We start from the raw sequence: 15835 nt of genomic DNA, 5'->3' as shown, positions 1-15835 counted from the left end.
TCAAGGGTAGCGCGCGGAAGGCAAGGACGGAGGACGGCGTCTGATCCGTCCGTGAATCGCATAGAGCAGCCAGCCGGCCGCCGCAGGGACGAAGAAGTAGACCAGTCCTGCGGCGGCTTGTTTGGCGTCCCCGTCATAGATGAGTGACAGGCCCATCAGGATGCTGTCCATGGACGCATGGGCGAAGACGGCCGTCAGGAAGCCGTAGCGCAGGAAGGCATAGCCGAACAGAATGCCGATGACGGTCACCTCGATCAGACGGGTATAGACCGGGTAGATCGGGTACTGCGTATGGCTCATCGCCCATACGATGCTTGGGATGAGCACGGAGACGAACGGGCTGCGGGTCAGCCGCAGCATCAGGGACACGCCCAGCAGGCGGAAGACCGCTTCCTCGGAGATGGCTGCCGACCACGCGAGCAGCGGGAAAATTTCCGGATGCGTCATATTGTAGACGGAGTCGCTGGGGTCGTTCACGGACCAGACATCGAACAGCGCGGAGGCACCGAGGAACAGCACCTGCTGGATGCCTAGAATGAACAGGCCCAGGATGTAGCCGTCCTTCATGGACCGCTTGGCCTGCTCTCCAAAGTCCACGTCCCGCCACACGGCCCAAGGGCGGACGCCGCGGTCCTGCGTGAGCTTACCTCCGGCAAGCAGGGCGAAATACGTGGATAACGCCATTAGCACAACGTAGGTATTGATGATCCACAGATAGAGGATGGCACCCGCCTCGGATGGCCCGCTGCCATGGCTCGTGCGAAACGCCGGCAGCATATTGTAGTTGTTGAGCAGATACAGCGCTAGAAAGACAAGTGTAAGCAGTGTGCCGCGCACGAAGCTGATCTGCCGCCGGTAGCGCACCACGATCACCAGGGAGGCCAGCGTCATCGCCAGCGAGGCGATCATGCTGATCCTTGTCATAAGCCCGGAGCGGCCGTCCTGGACCTCCTGCCAGCGCACGAAGCTGTCGGGCGGCGGGAATGCCGGTCGGAATGCCGTCACCTGTCCGCCTACCGTCAGCAGCCTCAGCTCCAGCTTGGCTTCGCCGATCTGCTCCGTCCTGCTGACATACACCTGCTCGGCCGCTCCCTCCGGGCTGACTCCGCTGTGCAGCGTGTAGCCTGCGGGATCAAAGCCCATATCCCGGATCGCTTGCTCCGCCGCTGAGCCGGGGGTGCTCTCCAGTGTGGGCAGCGCATCCGTCTTGGCTGTAGGGGCCTTGTAGGCGCTAAAGCTTAGGACGCTGCGGGTCGTAAAGTTGACGCCGACGTAGTAGGTCGAGGTTCCGTCGCGAATTTCCACTTCATAGTAATCGATAGGGAATCGGGCAGCGAACTTCTTCTCATATTCATCCTCCAGCTTGGCCTGCTGAATATAGCCGCTGCGGGACGTATACGATTGGAACAGCGTGTCCGCCGTCTGCTTCCCGGAGAGGCCGAAGCGCCGGTCGATGAAGGCGACAGCCGTCTGGGCCGCTTCCTGCTTGCTGATCGCCGGGGTTGAACGCTTCTCCTGCTCTGGGGAGGAGGGCTTGTCGAACAGCGGAACCGCGTACGAGAGGCCGAAATACAGCAGCAAGCCGATAACGGCGAGCAGCAAGGGGGGGCGTTGCTTGAATGTGGGCATAGCGCACTCCTTATCGGTTGGAATCTATTGGGCAAGAGGGCTCGGTGCTGAGAGCATGCTTTTGGACTGGCACTTGTATTGTATTCGCAAGGACGTCCATCCATGCTTTTGGATAATATCATGATAACATGCGTAAGAGTCGGAAAAAACAAGCCAGCGCAAGGGTTGCCCCCATGTGATCGCTTACAATTGCCCCGGGGATCGCTTTATCCACCCAAAACCGTCAAAAACAGCTTTGTGCTTCCACTCAAACCCGTCTATAATTCATATGAATTGAATAAAAAAGCCGAATTTCGTATTGAAAACGGGGGAACCATGAAACATAGGGGTGAATTCCGTGCCCGGCCGTCCGGCCGCATGCATGGATAGGGTGCCTGTATACCCGAATCCGTCAGCTAACCTCGTAGGCTTGAATGCAGGAACCTTGTACGCAAAGCACTGGGTTTCCCGTGCTTTTTTTGTTGTTCATATACGGCGATGAGGTGCCCCATGAGATGATATCAACCGCACAGAAGCATAAGAAATTCGAGCTGACGCCGCCGCAGATTCTGGTGCTTGGCTTCGCCGCGATTATTCTGCTCGGCACGATTCTGTTGACGCTGCCCTTTTCATCCGCGGATGGCCTCCCGACGCCTGTCCTCGATGCGTTGTTCACCGCGACCTCGGCAGCTTGCGTGACAGGACTTGTCGTCGTAGACACCGGACTTCATTGGTCTTTATTCGGCAAAATCGTCATCATCATCATGATTCAGGTCGGAGGACTTGGCTTCATGACGATGTCTACCTTGTTCGCTTTTGTACTGAAAAAACGGATTTCCTTGAAGGAAAGGCTGATTCTGCAGGAGGCTATGAACCAGGGCAGCATGGAAGGCATTGTCCGGCTGATCCGCAAGGTGCTGGTTTACTCGCTCACCATCGAGCTCGCGGGAGCCATTCTGTTCGCCATCCGGTGGTCCTTCGATCTCGGGGTGGCGAGAGGGATCGGCTACGGGTTCTTTCATGCCATTTCATTTTTCAACAACGCTGGCTTTGATTTATTCGGTGCGGTGAGCGGGCCCTTCACCGGTCTTACCTCCTATGCGGATGATGCGCTGGTCAATGTCGTATCGATGGCGCTCATCGTGCTCGGAGGCCTCGGCTTCGTCGTCCTGTCGGATCTGCTGGAATTCAAGCAGAAGCGGCGGCTGTCCCTGCATTCCAAGGTCGTGCTGTCGGCCAGCGGATTGCTGATTGTGCTAGGAGCTATCGTCATCTTCGCCTTCGAATATTCGAATACGAGAACGCTGGGCCCGCTCGGCTGGGACGGCAAGGTACTGGCTTCGTTCTTCCAGTCCGTGTCGCCGAGAACGGCAGGCGCCAATAGTGTGGACATGGCGGGACTGCGGCAGGCGAGTCAGCTGTTCATCATCATCCTGATGTTTATCGGGGCTTCTCCAGGCTCGACAGGCGGAGGAGTGAAGACGACGACCTTCACGGTGCTGGTCGGGGCCATGATCGCGATGATCCGGGGCAAGGAGGATATCGTGCTGTTCCGCAGCAGACTGGGCAAGGACCGTATCCTGAAGGCGATCACGCTGACGATGCTGGCCTTGTTCCTGGTCATGATCGTCACGATGCTGCTGTCCACGACTGAGGATCACAGCTTTCTAATGATTTTGTTCGAGGTAACGTCCGCATTCGGCACGGTCGGCCTCAGCATGGGACTGACGCCCGATCTGTCGACCTTCGGCAAAGTCATGATCGCCTTGACGATGTTTGCCGGCCGTCTTGGACCGCTGACGCTGGCTTATGCGCTGGGACCCAAAGCGGAGAAAGAGCTGTACAGATACCCGGAAGGGAAAATCACCATCGGATAGGGGAAGAGACACAGGATGAAGCGCAGTCAATATGCCGTTATTGGACTAGGCAGGTTCGGATCGAGTCTGGCCAAGGAACTGATCAAGCTTGGCTATGAGGTTATGGGGATCGACAAGCACGAGGAGCCCGTGGAGGCGATGAGTGAGGAGCTTACACATGTCGTGGTTGCGGATTCTACCGACGAAGACGTCATACGTTCGCTCGGCCTGCGCAACTTCGACTGTGTGATCGTCGCGATCGGCGACGATATCCAGTCCAGTATCCTGACCACGATTCTGCTCAAGGATATCGGGGTCAAGATGGTTGTGGCGAAGGCGTTGTCCGAGCTGCACGGCAAGGTGCTGAACAAGATCGGCGTCGACCGCATTATTTTCCCGGAGCGGGACATGGGGGTGCGGGTTGCGCATCAGCTCGTCTCGCCGAATCTGCTCGATTATATCGAGCTGTCGTGCGAGTACACGATCGCGGAGCTGACGGTTCCAAGGTGTCTGGACGGAAGGACCTTGCGGGATCTCGACACGCGGGCCAAGTACGGCTGCAGCATCGTAGCTATTAATAAGAAAGAAGGCGTTATTATCGCCCCGACGGCCACCGACTCCGTGGAGGAGAAGGATGTGATGGTCATCATCGGGACGAATGACCAGATCGACCATTTCGAGAAGGCTGTGATCCGCTAAGCGGCGGCTACCGCTGACTCGAATGCTTAACCGCCAGATCGATGAACAGCCGGATCGGCGGCTCCAGAGCGGCTTCCTCCGTATATAGGAGCGAGGTCGTTCTTTTTGTTTGCTCCAGCTCCGGGATGAAGCGGACGATCAGGCCGTTTGTTTCCACAAGGACATGCCGCAGATAAGATTCGGGCAGCAGCGTGGCGGTCTGACAGGTCGCTGCCAGCCGGATGATGGCCTCGAAGGAATCGATCTCCATCTTCACATCGGGGTGGACGCTGCAGCGGTGAAACATCTCATCCATCAGCACGCGGTACCACGTTCCCCGGGAAAACAGAATCATCGGCAGCTCATGCAGGTCGGCTGCGCTCAGGTCCGTGCGGTCCGCATAGGGGTGGCTGGCGGGGAGTACGAGGCAAAGCGGATCGTCGAACAGCGGCAGACAGACGAGTCCGGGGTCGTCGATGCCCGAAGCCACGAGGCCGATATCGACCTTCTTCTCCTTGACAAGAGGGACGATCTCGTGGGTTTTGCCTGTCAGCGCCTTGATATCCGTCAGCGGATGCTCACGTGTATAGATCGTGATCAGGTCAGGCAGTGTCGACTGCAGCGTGGTCAGACTGGCGCCGATGACCAGGCTGGCAGGCTTCGTGCTCGTCTTGAAGATCCGGAGCGACTGCTGCAGCTTACGCTCCAGCCGCTGCTGATCCAGCGCGTACTCGTAGCTGATCTCGCCTGCCCGCGTCAGCTCAAGCCGCTTGCCCTTGCGGCGGAACAGCTCGACCCCAAGATCCTCCTCCAGCTTCATGATCTTGCGCGAGAGAGCGGGCTGAGAGATGTTAAGTATCTGGGATGCCTTGTTCAGACTTTGCTGCTGTACGACCGTAATCAGAATATCGAATAGCTCCATCGGGTGTGATCCGCCTCCTTGACAACTTTAGCATATGCATAAATGTTATAAGAGATTATAAGAAATCGGCACTTCCATTATAAGCGAAACAGGAGTAGTATGGTAGTGTCACGGATTGTTCACAAAAAGTACCGCGAATGGTATAAAAGGCTGTCGATTCATGGAAAATAGACGTAGCGTTTTGTGTTGACGCTCTCAGACGTCGGGAGTACAATGATTATTGGTTTTTATCAAGGCCGTGGCTAGCCTAATTATTAGGAGGGGAACGAAAGGTAATGTTCAAAAACTCGTACTTTTCACGAAAGCTTCATTCCTTGCTCGGTGTTATTCCGGTCGGTTTTTTCCTGATCGAGCACCTGCTGACGAACTATTCGGCAGCGAAGGGCGGACCTGGAAGCTTTCTTGAGCACGTCGAATGGCTGCATAGCTTGCCGCTCGTCTTGGCGCTCGAAATTTTCGGAATCTGGATCCCGCTTGCGTATCACGCGATTTACGGTTTATATGTCGCTTATACGGCTCGCAACAATGTGAGCAATTACGGGTATTTCCGCAATCAGATGTTTTTCCTGCAGCGCGTAACCGGTGTCGTTACGTTTATTTTTGTGGCTTGGCACTTTTTTCAAACTCGGTTCCAAATTGCCATCGGCAGCGTAGAACAGATGGAGATCGGCTCGCATATGCACCAGATCGCTTCCAATCCGTTCTACTTCGTTTTTTATGTAATCGGTGTCGTGGCAGCCACATTCCACTTCAGCAACGGCATGTGGTCGTTCCTGGTTAGTTGGGGCATCACGGTCGGTCCTCGCGCACAACGGGTTTCTTCCTTTGTATGGATGGGCGTGTTCGTGATCATGACCGTGATGTTCATTATGTCTCTGACGGCGTTCCTGGACCCTGCGTTCCAGCAAGTCACGTCAGTAACGAAAGGTTAAGGGGGGAGCGTACCATCATGGCGAATTCGAAAGTTATTGTAGTCGGTGGAGGTCTGGCCGGGTTGATGGCCACCATCAAAGCTGCAGAAACCGGAGTACATGTTGACTTGTTCTCTCTGGTTCCTGTTAAACGTTCTCACTCAGTCTGTGCTCAAGGGGGCATCAACGGCGCTGTTAACACTAAAGGCGAAGGCGATTCTCCCTGGGAGCACTTTGACGATACGGTATACGGAGGAGACTTCCTCGCGAACCAGCCGCCGGTAAAAGCCATGTGCGATGCGGCGCCCGGCATCATTCATTTGATGGACCGGATGGGCGTTATGTTTAACCGTACGCCTGAGGGTCTGCTCGACTTCCGCCGCTTCGGTGGAACGAAGCATTCCCGTACGGCATTCGCCGGAGCGACGACTGGCCAGCAGCTGCTGTACGCGCTGGACGAGCAAGTACGCCGCTGGGAAACAGCGGGTCTGGTTAAGAAGTATGAGCACTGGGAATTCCTCGGCGCGATCCTGGACGATGACGGCGTTTGCCGTGGGATCGCAGGCCAAGACTTGCGCAGTATGGAAGTGAATACGTTCGGAGCGGACGCGGTTATTCTGGCGACAGGCGGCCCTGGCATTATCTTCGGCAAGACGACGAACTCCGTCATCAACACCGGAACGGCAGCTAGCGCAGTTTACCAGCAAGGCGTTCACTACGCGAACGGCGAGTTCATCCAGATTCACCCGACGGCGATTCCCGGCGACGACAAGCTGCGTCTGATGAGCGAATCGGCCCGCGGTGAAGGCGGACGGGTCTGGACTTACAGAGACGGTAAGCCTTGGTACTTCCTCGAGGATAAATATCCGGCTTACGGAAACCTTGTTCCGCGCGATATCGCGACACGCGAGATTTTCAGCGTCTGCGTCGACCAGAAGCTCGGCATCAACGGCGAGAACATGGTTTACCTGGACTTGTCGCATAAGGATCCGAAGGAGCTGGACGTGAAGCTCGGCGGTATCATCGAGATCTATGAGAAATTCATGGGCGACGATCCGCGGAAAATTCCCATGAAGATCTTCCCTGCGGTTCACTACTCGATGGGGGGCATGTGGGTTGATTACAACCAGATGACCAACATCCCGGGTCTGTTCGCAGCCGGCGAGTGCGAGTACCAATACCATGGAGCGAACCGTCTGGGCGCCAATTCCCTGCTGTCCGCGATCTACGGCGGTATGGTGGCTGGACCGAAGGCCATTGAGTACATCAAGGGACTGGACAAACATGTGGACGATATTTCGTCTTCCGTGTACGAGCGTTATGCGAAGCTTCATACCGAGAAGTACAATAACATCCTGTCCATGAATGGGACGGAGAATGCTTATGTCATCGGGAAAGAGCTCGGCGAATGGATGACCAACCAGATGACGGTTGTCCGTTACAACAAAGGGCTGCAGGAGACGATCGATAAGATCAATGAGCTCAAGCAGCGCTACAAGAACATCAACATCAACGACTCGGCGCGTTACAACAACCCGGGTGCAGCCTATACTCGTCAACTGTGGAACATGCTGGAGCTGTCCCACGCGATGACGCTGGGTGCGCTGCTCCGTAACGAAAGCCGCGGCGCGCACTACAAGCCGGAATTCCCGGATCGTAACGACGATGAGTTCATGAAGACGACGAAGGCGACCTGGACGGCCGAAGGCCCGAAAATCTCCTATGAAGATATTGACGTTTCCCTGATCGCACCGCGTAAGCGTGACTACACGACCGACAAGAAGAAGAAGGGAGGAAATTAATCATGGCCGAAGCAACCGCAACCGTAAACAAAAAGATTAAGTTTATCGTTACCCGTCAGGACACGGCTGACAGCAAGCCATACAACGAGGAGTTCGAGATTCCTTACCGTCCGAACATGAACGTCATCAGCGCGCTGATGGAGGTTCAACGGAACCCTGTGAATGCGAAGGGCGACAAAACGACGCCTGTATGCTGGGAATCGAACTGTTTGGAAGAAGTGTGCGGAGCTTGCTCCATGGTCATCAACGGCAAGCCCCGTCAGGCGTGCAGCGCGCTCGTCGACAAGCTGGAGCAGCCGATCCGCATCGCGCCGATGAGCACCTTCCCTGTCGTGCGTGACCTGGTCATCAACCGTGAGCGCATGTTCTCCGCGTTGAAAAAGGTTAAGGCATGGATTCCAATCGACGGCACATATGATCTCGGTCCTGGACCGCGGATGGCTGAATCGAAGCGCCAGTGGGCGTATGAGCTGTCCAAGTGCATGACCTGCGGCGTGTGCCTCGAGTCCTGTCCGAATGTCAACGACAAGACGACCTTTATCGGGCCGGCAGCCGTATCGCAGGTACGTCTGTTCAACGCCCATCCGACAGGCGAGATGAACGCTCACGAGCGTCTGGAAGCCTTGATGGAGGACGGCGGCATCGAAGGCTGCGGCAACTCGCAGAACTGCGTGCGCTCGTGCCCTAAGGGGATTCCGCTGACGACGTCCATCGCAGCGATGAACCTTGATACGACGAAGCATCTGTTCAAGAAATGGCTGGGCGTGTAATTATCTGTTGGTTCAACCTCGACTCTTCAGTCATCTTCGGATGGCTGGAGAGTTTTTCTTTTGCTGGACATTTCGGATGGGTTGTGCGGACTGGAAGGATTAGGCGATCTGCTGGAGGATAGCCAGCCCGTATCGGTGGGAAAACAAGAGGGCAAGTCGCCATACATCCTACACAGTGGAGGGATAGCAGATGGGCAAGAACAAAAACCGGACGCTGCAGCAGCAGCAGCAATCGCTCGCCGACCATGCCGAGCAAACGAATAAAGCGAACACGATACCAACCTATCACAAGGACAAGCACGAGCCCAACCGCCCGTCCGTATAAACGGGGGAGGGCAGCCTGGACGGACCGCGCTTAGCGGCGCAGTATGAGGTGATGGCTTGCCCATGCCGTGTCTTGCTGGTGAGTCTGTCAACCACTCAGCCGCTCTGCCGTCGAGGCAGGGCGGCTGAAGTCATTTCCTGCGGTCATCCTTTCCTTCGTCCCGAACTGAATTCAGGAGTGCGCGGGTCTCTGCTGGAGAGCTTTGCGGAATTTCAGAAAGCTGGCGGAGCGCCAGACGGCAATATAGCTCAAGGTGACCAGATTCGCGATAAATCCGAGTGCGCCGCTATCGATGGATTGGATGCTGAACACCAGGATGAAGCGGAGCGCGAATACCGCGATCAGAAATATCAATACCCCTCTGCCTCGCTTGATAAAGGTATCCCCGTTGGGCCGCACTTCAAAATTTGTCATCGCAATCAGCGGGATGGACACACACAGGCCGATAAGCAGGGCTGTTAGCACCTCACCTTGCGATAGATGCAGGGTCGGGTCCATTAATTGAAATAACGAAGTTGAAATATATAGGATCGGAATTAATAAGGAAATCCCTGATTTCCCCATCGGCTTCTGCATACCGCGGAATTGGCCGCGGATAATAAGTACGAAGATGGCTAAGGAGATAAGCAAAGAGATGGTGGTATTCATCGTAACACTCCTTTGTAAATGTGCGATTTCTTATACCAAGTATCTCCGATAGCTGAATTTTTCAACAGTGTGGGAAGTCACCAGAATCGAGTGACGATAGTCACCACGGGACTCTGCTGTTGCCGGATGTTTGAGGTATAATGCTTCTGAGGTGATGATTTTGCCCGTTAGCAGACTGCTGGAAATGGTTTATATCCTGATCGATAAACGAACAACAACGGCCAAGGCGCTGGCCGAGCATTTTGAAGTATCCCCCCGGACGATCTACCGGGATATTGACGTACTCAGCGCAGCGGGCATTCCAGTGTATGCCAGCCCTGGTAAGGGCGGAGGCATCTCCTTGCTGGACGATTATGTGCTGGCTAAATCCCTGCTTTCCGATCAGGAGCAGAATGAAGTCCTGATCGCGCTGCAAAGCTTGTCAGCTACGGAGTATCCCGATATAAACGGAGCTCTTTCCAAGCTCAGCAGTCTATTCAAGAAAGATCGTATCGGCTGGATAGAGGTGGATTTCTCGTCATGGGGCAGCAGCCGGGAGCAGAAGGAAAGGTTCGGCATCCTACAGAAGGCCGTGCTCCATCACGAGCTGGTCACTTTCGATTACTTTAACTCCTCCGGGATCAAGAGCAGCCGCAGGATCGAGCCCGTCAAGCTGATATTTAAAGCGAAGTCCTGGTATTTGCAGGGATTTTGTCTAGCCGTTCAGCAGTACCGGACCTTCAAGATCAGTCGCATGGCCAATATCCGGCTTACCGGGCAGTTGTTCCCCCCCAGATCTCCGGATGAGCAGCCCGCGGATATCGAGGACCAGGCCTTCGGGCCACTTGTGCAAGTTCAGCTCCGTATCTCGGCTGAGGGCGCGTTTCGTGTATATGACGAATTTCAGGAATGCCAGGTGACGAGACAGGAAGACGGCTCCTTCATCGTGACGGCTGAGCTGCCTGATGACGATTGGCTAATCGGCTATATGCTGTCGTTTGGCACGGCTGCTGAAGTAATGGCGCCCCCAAGTGTGCGTGAGCGCATCGCGGAGAGACTGGACGTTCTGCTGGCCACCTACAAAGCCTCCACATAACTTGACAGGGGTTGTCCAGTTATCCGTGTTACGATGAGTACAGAACAACTGTTGCGCACGGTGAGCAGTGAAGGGGGATTTTGCAAGCATGGCCGAGCCTTTAAGAACGATGTATCATGAGAAATTTTTGCTTGAATTCGGAGAGAAGGTCCGCGGGGTTTACGGCTCCTTTCCTGTACAATTATTTGTGGCAGACACGATGGGCCAGGGATGGGAGCTGCTCAAGCTGAAGGAGCGCATCCGGCGTATATCCGAGACGCTGGGGAAGCATCTTCCTTCCCGTTATGAGGATGCACTGGACATTTTGTTTGCGATCGACGAGACCTGTGTCGGGTTCCCGTACTTGTTCTTTCCCGATTTCGTGGAGGTTCATGGACAAGGGGAAAAGCACTGGGACCTGTCCATGCGTGCACTGGAGAGGTTCACGGCCAGATCATCGGCGGAGTTCGCCGTGAGAGTATTTCTGCTGCGCGAGCCGGAACGAATGATGCGCCAGATGACCGTCTGGGCCGCCCATCCCAATGAGCATGTCCGACGACTCGCGAGCGAGGGGTGCCGCCCTCGTCTGCCGTGGGGACAGGCGCTGCCGCTGTTCAAGCGGGACCCGGCACCGCTGCTGCTTGTGCTGGAGCAGTTGAAAGCCGACTCCTCTGCCTATGTCCGCAAGAGCGTGGCCAATAACCTGAATGACATCGCCAAGGATCATCCTGATATGGTCTTGGAGACGGCGCGCCGCTGGATGGGCACCCACAAGGATACGGACTGGATCGTACGTCACGCCTGCCGGACGCTGATCCGCCAGGCATTGCCCGAGGTTTTGGAGCTGTTTGGCTACGGTCAAGACGAGGAAGAGGGATTGATCACAGACGCTTCCCTGATAGCTGACCCATCTGTGCTGGCGATTGGTGGGAGCTGCGAGCTCGGGTATGAGCTCTATGTCCGGGAAGGCGAGCCGATGCGTATCCGTATCGAGTACGGCATCCACTTCGTGAAGGCAAGAGGGCAGACGTCCCGCAAGCTGTTTCTATTGTCGGACAAGACGGTTGCCGGCGGTACGCGTCTGCACGGAACCCGAAATCATCGCTGGGCGGATCTGACGACCCGCCGTCATTATCCGGGGGAGCATCGGATTGTACTGCTCGTTAATGGAGAAGAGGTCGCTCATGCCTTCTTGACGCTTGAGGCGAAGGAGAATGAATAGCGGGGACAAGGGGCTATCCCCTACAGGATAAGAGGCAGTCCGGAATGAACCCGCGTCCGGACTGCCTCTTTTTTTGGCCGCTATGCATGACGGCCGTATTGCCCGCTGCACTCAGCCGTGCTGCGCAGCGTCTGAGCTGACCGCGGTTGCCTCCCGCGTTGACGTACCTGCGCTTTCACGGGTAGAATAATGAGATTGAAACGCTTCAGGGAGTAAGGAAAGGGAGTACGAGCCATGAGCAGGAAGCGGCAAGTAACGATTGTGGATCTGGCCGAAGCCGCAGGCGTATCTATCGCCACGGTATCCAATGTGTTGAACCGGCGTAACGTGCCGATGTCCAGCGAGACGATCCGCAAGGTCGAGCAAGCGGCGGAGCAGCTCGGCTACCGGCGCAATGTGATGGCAGCCAGCCTGAGCCGGAAGAAATCGTATGAGCTGGGTATGCTGGTGCCCAGCTTTGCCGGTCATCACGGCCGCTTTGCGGAGGAGATGCAGCGTATGGCGCACACGTATGGCTATCACTTGTCTGTCTTCTCGGCAGCCGGCTTCGATCCCGAGATCGAGAAGCGGCATCTCGACGTGCTGCTGCAGCGCCGGGTGGACGGACTGATCTGTCATGGACTGGCGATGTCCCAGGAGGCCACACGGCAGCTCGTCGGTGTTGGCACACCGCTCGTGCTGTTCAACGCTTGGGGTTGGCCGACGGATATCGCCGTGGGGGCGGTAAATCTGGACTTCGTCGTCGGCTGCGACGAAGTGGTGAATCATCTGTATGAGCAGGGGTGCCGAACGATCTGCTACATCGGCAAGTCAAGCTTGTATGCGACAGACTGCCAGCGGCGGATCGGTGTACAGAACGGCCTGAACCGGTTGTCCGAGCCTGTAGCAAGCGTCAGCTTTGATGCGGACAGCTTCGCCTCTATCGAGGAACTGCTGGACCAGCTGGAAGCATTCCGCGCGGAATCCGGACCGGGGCTTGTCGGTGTAATCGGCTTCGACGATGTACTGACGCTCTCGTTCATGTCAGCTGTATTGCGGCGAGGGTATCGGGTGCCTGAGGAGTTTCTCATTGCAGGGATTAACAATGATCCGGTGACAGCGATCTGCCATCCCTTGCTGACGTCTCTGGCTTTGCCGGCAGACCTGCAGGCCGAATTCGTCATGCTCCTGATGCTGCAGGCTCTGGAGGATAACGCAGCGCTAAGCCGCTTCCCTCAGGAGTATTTGAGCAAAGCCGAGAGGGAAGGACATGAGATCCAGATACCTCTGCAACTCGTTCCGCGGCGCTCCACGGGCAGGTGACAGGCGGGCCTAGCACCGAGGAGGTGCTTTCTGGCTTGCGCGTCGCCTGGCCCCGTCCATACAGCAGAGGCAGGCTGTCATAGCCCGTCTCTATACATCGAATACCCAGTTCGCAGGCGGACTGGTTTTTTGACGTTTCTGGAGAAGTTATACGAAGCCTGTTCGGATTTAAATATTGGATTTTGTAGTATTTGTTTATAAATAAGGAAATAAATCTTTGATCCAGACTGAGAAAAAACCTCATATTTCAAGTGGCTGCTGGTCTCAGTGCTTTCTATCGTCAGTGCTTTTGTTCTCGCCCGTGTAATCCGGTATATCCCTTATGCTAATCGCATACTTTAACCCCTACATATGAAACGGAGAAGGAGCCTCTAGCCAGGGGCTCCTTCTCGGTTTCATCTTTGCTTATGCGCATCCCGGTACTGACTAGGCGTCATCTCGGTATGGGCCTTGAACACTTTATTGAAATAAGAATGCTGGTAGCCGACTTGCTCGGCAATTTCGTTGATTTTGAGGCCAGTGGACAACAGCAGCTCTTGAGCGCGCTGGATGCGCAGGCCGGTGACATAGTCCACGAAGTTAACGCCGGTCACGTCCTTGAATATTTTGCTTAGCGTGAAGAAGTTGGTCCCGCACACCTCGGCATAATGCTCCAGAGACAGGTCGTTCATAAATTCTTCCTTGATCAGGCGGAGCACCTTCTCCACGATCAATTGGGATTTCATGTTATGCGATTGCTGCAGGCTGAGCCAGAACGGGGTGAATACCTTGGACTCGAACCATTGCAGCATCGTCTCCGCTTCATGGATCTGAGACAGCTCCTCATAGAGATTGCCGCCCTCGTACACTTGGCCCGGATTATAGCCGGACTGCATGATCGCATGCATGATCGAACCGAGCAGATGGAGCATCGCCTGCTGCAGCATGAACATATTGGGCGTATGCCCGGAAAATTCCGCTACAAATTCCTTCATGTACGCGATCGTTTCTTCCTCAAGACCCAGCTTCAGCGCATGAATCATCTCCTTCTCGAGCTGGAAGGAGTAGGGGGCCTTGGCGGTATCGGATCTCAGCGCTTCGCCGATATCGATCACTTGATGCTGCACGCTGAGGTCACGGTGCCGAATGGCGCTGCGCGCTTCGTCCAGAATATACGGGATTTCCTTGATCCCCTCCGCTAGCGAACCGACCATGATGGTGACATTGACCTTCAGATACTTGTGGATCGTCTCCGTCAGCTCATGGGCCGACTGGGTCAGCTGCTCTTTCAGGTTCGTATCGGATTTGGGAGCGGCAACCAGCAGCCCGACGCACAGGTCCTGGAAGTTGATCACCTGAACACGGTGAAAGGCACCGGCTGTTTTTTCTTCAATAATGTTCGCTGCCGCAAAAGTAATCAACTGCTCGTCCTCAACCCGGAAACGCTCACCGAGCTTGCTCATCCCGGACATGCGGATGTACAGCAGAGAGAAGCTGCAGTCCTTGACATTCCACCCGTATTGCTCCATCTTGTCGAGAATTTCTTCCTCCGTGAGGGCATAGAAATGCCCTTGCACGAGCTGAAGCAGGAAACCCGTGCGCAGCGAGGGAAAGGATAGTTCCAGCCTCTCCTGCAGGACGCGGCTTTCCTTGTGGAGATACTTCCAGGTGGACTCGATGAACTGAATCTCGTCCTTCTCGTAGGCGATGCCCGAAGGGGTCTTGTCCGAAGTAAATAACCGGATCAGCCGGTCGATCGGACCGTAAATTTGCCTGGAGGCGTATAGGGCTAGCAAAATCGCCAGCACAATACCGGAAGCGCTCGCAATCAGGATCGAGTTGGTCGTCATTCTTACGGGTTCGGTGAGCTTGGACAGCGGGGTAGCCACAACAAACACCCAATCCAGCCGTGGCAGGGTGCCCTGGGAAATCCCATACACATCGCGCTTCCATTCGTAGGTAAAGGAAGCCGCTCCTTGTTTCTGGGAAATAAGTCCGCGCAGTTCCGCAGCAAACGGTTGAATCGCCGGGTTCCACTGATCGGTTCCCCAGTTCGAGCCTTTCTTCATGACGAAGGAGATGCCTTCCTTATCCGTATTGAGCTGGCCTAGCGCATTCATCAGTTCATCCCGCTTGATATCGACGAGCAGGGCGCCGTAGGAGTCGTTCATATACCACGGCAGCTTGTACACCAGCGTTAGCGAAGGCTCATCTGCGGATAAATATGCTGCACCATCGCTCCAGTACAGCGCTCCTTGCTGCTGGTACTCCTGCAGGAAGGTCGTCTTCAGGCTGCCGTCCCGGATAGGATTTACTCCCTTGCTATTGGAGATGATCACCTCCTGATCCGACAGGTACAGCCGGACCTGCTCAATCCAGGGATGAGAGCCGCTCATCATCAGCAGAAACTCATACAGCTGTTGAACCACATCGGGGTTGTCCTTGAAGTCCAAATAGCGGATTGAATCAGAGACCAAGGGATTCGTGGACCACCGGTTGGTCATGATTTCCATCGTGGACAGATTGGCTTGAATCATCTCCGATACCTGGCTAATGCGCATTTGATGCGATTTCTCTACTTCCTCTTCGATCTTGCCAGTACCGATATACAGATTGATGATAGCGATGAGCAAGGTCGGAAGGCTGGAGATCAGCAGGACCAGAGCCAGACTTCGCCAGTAAAAGGACCCCTTGTTGGTTATTCTGATAAAATTCCGCTGCAACTGCGGCTTGGAAAGCCTCATCTACCTGGACGCCT

At 55.4% G+C, this 15835-nt stretch carries 13 protein-coding genes and 1 riboswitch; of the genes, 9 read left to right on the top strand and 4 right to left on the bottom strand.

All coding sequences use genetic code 11. The features are described from left to right. A complete protein-coding gene (locus tag WMW72_RS31470; protein ID WP_341419559.1) occupies nucleotides 1-1629 on the bottom strand; it encodes a CPBP family intramembrane glutamic endopeptidase in 1629 nt (542 codons plus the stop codon). A 274-nt stretch (nucleotides 1630-1903) separates the two neighbouring features. After that, nucleotides 1904-2054: riboswitch (cyclic di-AMP (ydaO/yuaA leader) on the top strand. A 69-nt stretch (nucleotides 2055-2123) separates the two neighbouring features. On the opposite strand from WMW72_RS31470, the gene WMW72_RS31465 reads away from it, so the two are divergent. Further along, nucleotides 2124-3485, top strand: coding sequence for a TrkH family potassium uptake protein (locus WMW72_RS31465; protein ID WP_341419558.1), 1362 nt, complete (start codon nucleotides 2124-2126; stop codon nucleotides 3483-3485). Nucleotides 3486-3500: 15 nt separating this feature from the next. Then, nucleotides 3501-4163, top strand: coding sequence for a potassium channel family protein (locus WMW72_RS31460; RefSeq protein WP_341419557.1), 663 nt, complete (start codon nucleotides 3501-3503; stop codon nucleotides 4161-4163). A 7-nt stretch (nucleotides 4164-4170) separates the two neighbouring features. On the opposite strand, the gene WMW72_RS31455 is transcribed toward WMW72_RS31460, so the two are convergent. Beyond that, complete coding sequence (locus tag WMW72_RS31455; protein ID WP_341419556.1) at nucleotides 4171-5064, bottom strand: LysR family transcriptional regulator; 894 nt, start codon at nucleotides 5062-5064, stop codon at nucleotides 4171-4173. Between the two features lie 275 nt (nucleotides 5065-5339). On the opposite strand from WMW72_RS31455, the gene WMW72_RS31450 reads away from it, so the two are divergent. The 4 genes from WMW72_RS31450 (at nucleotide 5340) to WMW72_RS31435 (ending at nucleotide 8872) form a co-directional block, all read left to right on the top strand. Further along, on the top strand, nucleotides 5340-5996 hold the full coding sequence (locus tag WMW72_RS31450) for a succinate dehydrogenase cytochrome b558 subunit (protein WP_341419555.1): 657 nt from the start codon (nucleotides 5340-5342) through the stop codon (nucleotides 5994-5996). Nucleotides 5997-6013: 17 nt separating this feature from the next. After that, the gene (gene sdhA / locus WMW72_RS31445; RefSeq protein ID WP_341419554.1) at nucleotides 6014-7777 is read left to right on the top strand and encodes a succinate dehydrogenase flavoprotein subunit; all 1764 of its coding nucleotides are present in this window, start codon (nucleotides 6014-6016) and stop codon (nucleotides 7775-7777) included. A 2-nt stretch (nucleotides 7778-7779) separates the two neighbouring features. Continuing rightward, on the top strand, nucleotides 7780-8547 hold the full coding sequence (gene sdhB, locus WMW72_RS31440) for a succinate dehydrogenase iron-sulfur subunit (RefSeq protein WP_341419553.1): 768 nt from the start codon (nucleotides 7780-7782) through the stop codon (nucleotides 8545-8547). Between the two features lie 190 nt (nucleotides 8548-8737). After that, a complete protein-coding gene (locus tag WMW72_RS31435) occupies nucleotides 8738-8872 on the top strand; it encodes a hypothetical protein (RefSeq protein WP_341419552.1) in 135 nt (44 codons plus the stop codon). 171 nt (nucleotides 8873-9043) lie between these two features. Here the strand turns inward: WMW72_RS31435 and WMW72_RS31430 are convergent, their stop codons facing one another. Continuing rightward, entirely contained in the window at nucleotides 9044-9520 is a 477-nt protein-coding gene (locus WMW72_RS31430; protein WP_341419551.1) for a CcdC protein domain-containing protein, read from the bottom strand. A 160-nt stretch (nucleotides 9521-9680) separates the two neighbouring features. Between WMW72_RS31430 and WMW72_RS31425 the strand changes: the two genes are divergently transcribed. The 3 genes from WMW72_RS31425 (at nucleotide 9681) to WMW72_RS31415 (ending at nucleotide 13098) form a co-directional block, all read left to right on the top strand. Beyond that, the gene (locus tag WMW72_RS31425; protein ID WP_341419550.1) at nucleotides 9681-10595 is read left to right on the top strand and encodes a helix-turn-helix transcriptional regulator; all 915 of its coding nucleotides are present in this window, start codon (nucleotides 9681-9683) and stop codon (nucleotides 10593-10595) included. Between the two features lie 88 nt (nucleotides 10596-10683). Then, nucleotides 10684-11796 carry a DNA alkylation repair protein gene (locus WMW72_RS31420; RefSeq protein ID WP_341419549.1) on the top strand — a complete coding sequence of 371 codons (1113 nt, stop codon included), beginning with the start codon at nucleotides 10684-10686 and terminating at the stop codon, nucleotides 11794-11796. A 234-nt stretch (nucleotides 11797-12030) separates the two neighbouring features. After that, complete coding sequence (locus WMW72_RS31415) at nucleotides 12031-13098, top strand: LacI family DNA-binding transcriptional regulator (protein WP_341419548.1); 1068 nt, start codon at nucleotides 12031-12033, stop codon at nucleotides 13096-13098. A 395-nt stretch (nucleotides 13099-13493) separates the two neighbouring features. On the opposite strand, the gene WMW72_RS31410 is transcribed toward WMW72_RS31415, so the two are convergent. Then, nucleotides 13494-15821, bottom strand: a complete 2328-nt coding sequence (locus tag WMW72_RS31410; protein ID WP_341419547.1) for an AraC family transcriptional regulator — start codon at nucleotides 15819-15821, stop codon at nucleotides 13494-13496. Between the last annotated feature and the right edge of the window lie 14 nt (nucleotides 15822-15835).

This window comes from Paenibacillus filicis (assembly GCF_038070315.1).
GTDB lineage: Bacteria > Bacillota > Bacilli > Paenibacillales > NBRC-103111 > Paenibacillus_G > Paenibacillus_G filicis.
The sequence above is the reverse complement of the archived record's forward strand: the minus strand, read 5'-3'. Positions and strand labels throughout refer to the sequence as shown.

Bases quoted from the DNA above. Each gene is read 5' to 3' on its own strand.
- WMW72_RS31470 (WP_341419559.1), bottom strand. From the start codon at position 1,629: ATGCCCACATTCAAGCAACGCCCCCCCTTGCTGCTCGCCGTTATCGGC.
- WMW72_RS31465 (WP_341419558.1), top strand. From the start codon at position 2,124: ATGATATCAACCGCACAGAAGCATAAGAAATTCGAGCTGACGCCGCCG.
- WMW72_RS31460 (WP_341419557.1), top strand. From the start codon at position 3,501: ATGAAGCGCAGTCAATATGCCGTTATTGGACTAGGCAGGTTCGGATCG.
- WMW72_RS31455 (WP_341419556.1), bottom strand. From the start codon at position 5,064: ATGGAGCTATTCGATATTCTGATTACGGTCGTACAGCAGCAAAGTCTG.
- WMW72_RS31450 (WP_341419555.1), top strand. From the start codon at position 5,340: ATGTTCAAAAACTCGTACTTTTCACGAAAGCTTCATTCCTTGCTCGGT.
- sdhA (WP_341419554.1), top strand. From the start codon at position 6,014: ATGGCGAATTCGAAAGTTATTGTAGTCGGTGGAGGTCTGGCCGGGTTG.
- sdhB (WP_341419553.1), top strand. From the start codon at position 7,780: ATGGCCGAAGCAACCGCAACCGTAAACAAAAAGATTAAGTTTATCGTT.
- WMW72_RS31435 (WP_341419552.1), top strand. From the start codon at position 8,738: ATGGGCAAGAACAAAAACCGGACGCTGCAGCAGCAGCAGCAATCGCTC.
- WMW72_RS31430 (WP_341419551.1), bottom strand. From the start codon at position 9,520: ATGAATACCACCATCTCTTTGCTTATCTCCTTAGCCATCTTCGTACTT.
- WMW72_RS31420 (WP_341419549.1), top strand. From the start codon at position 10,684: ATGGCCGAGCCTTTAAGAACGATGTATCATGAGAAATTTTTGCTTGAA.
- WMW72_RS31415 (WP_341419548.1), top strand. From the start codon at position 12,031: ATGAGCAGGAAGCGGCAAGTAACGATTGTGGATCTGGCCGAAGCCGCA.
- WMW72_RS31410 (WP_341419547.1), bottom strand. From the start codon at position 15,821: ATGAGGCTTTCCAAGCCGCAGTTGCAGCGGAATTTTATCAGAATAACC.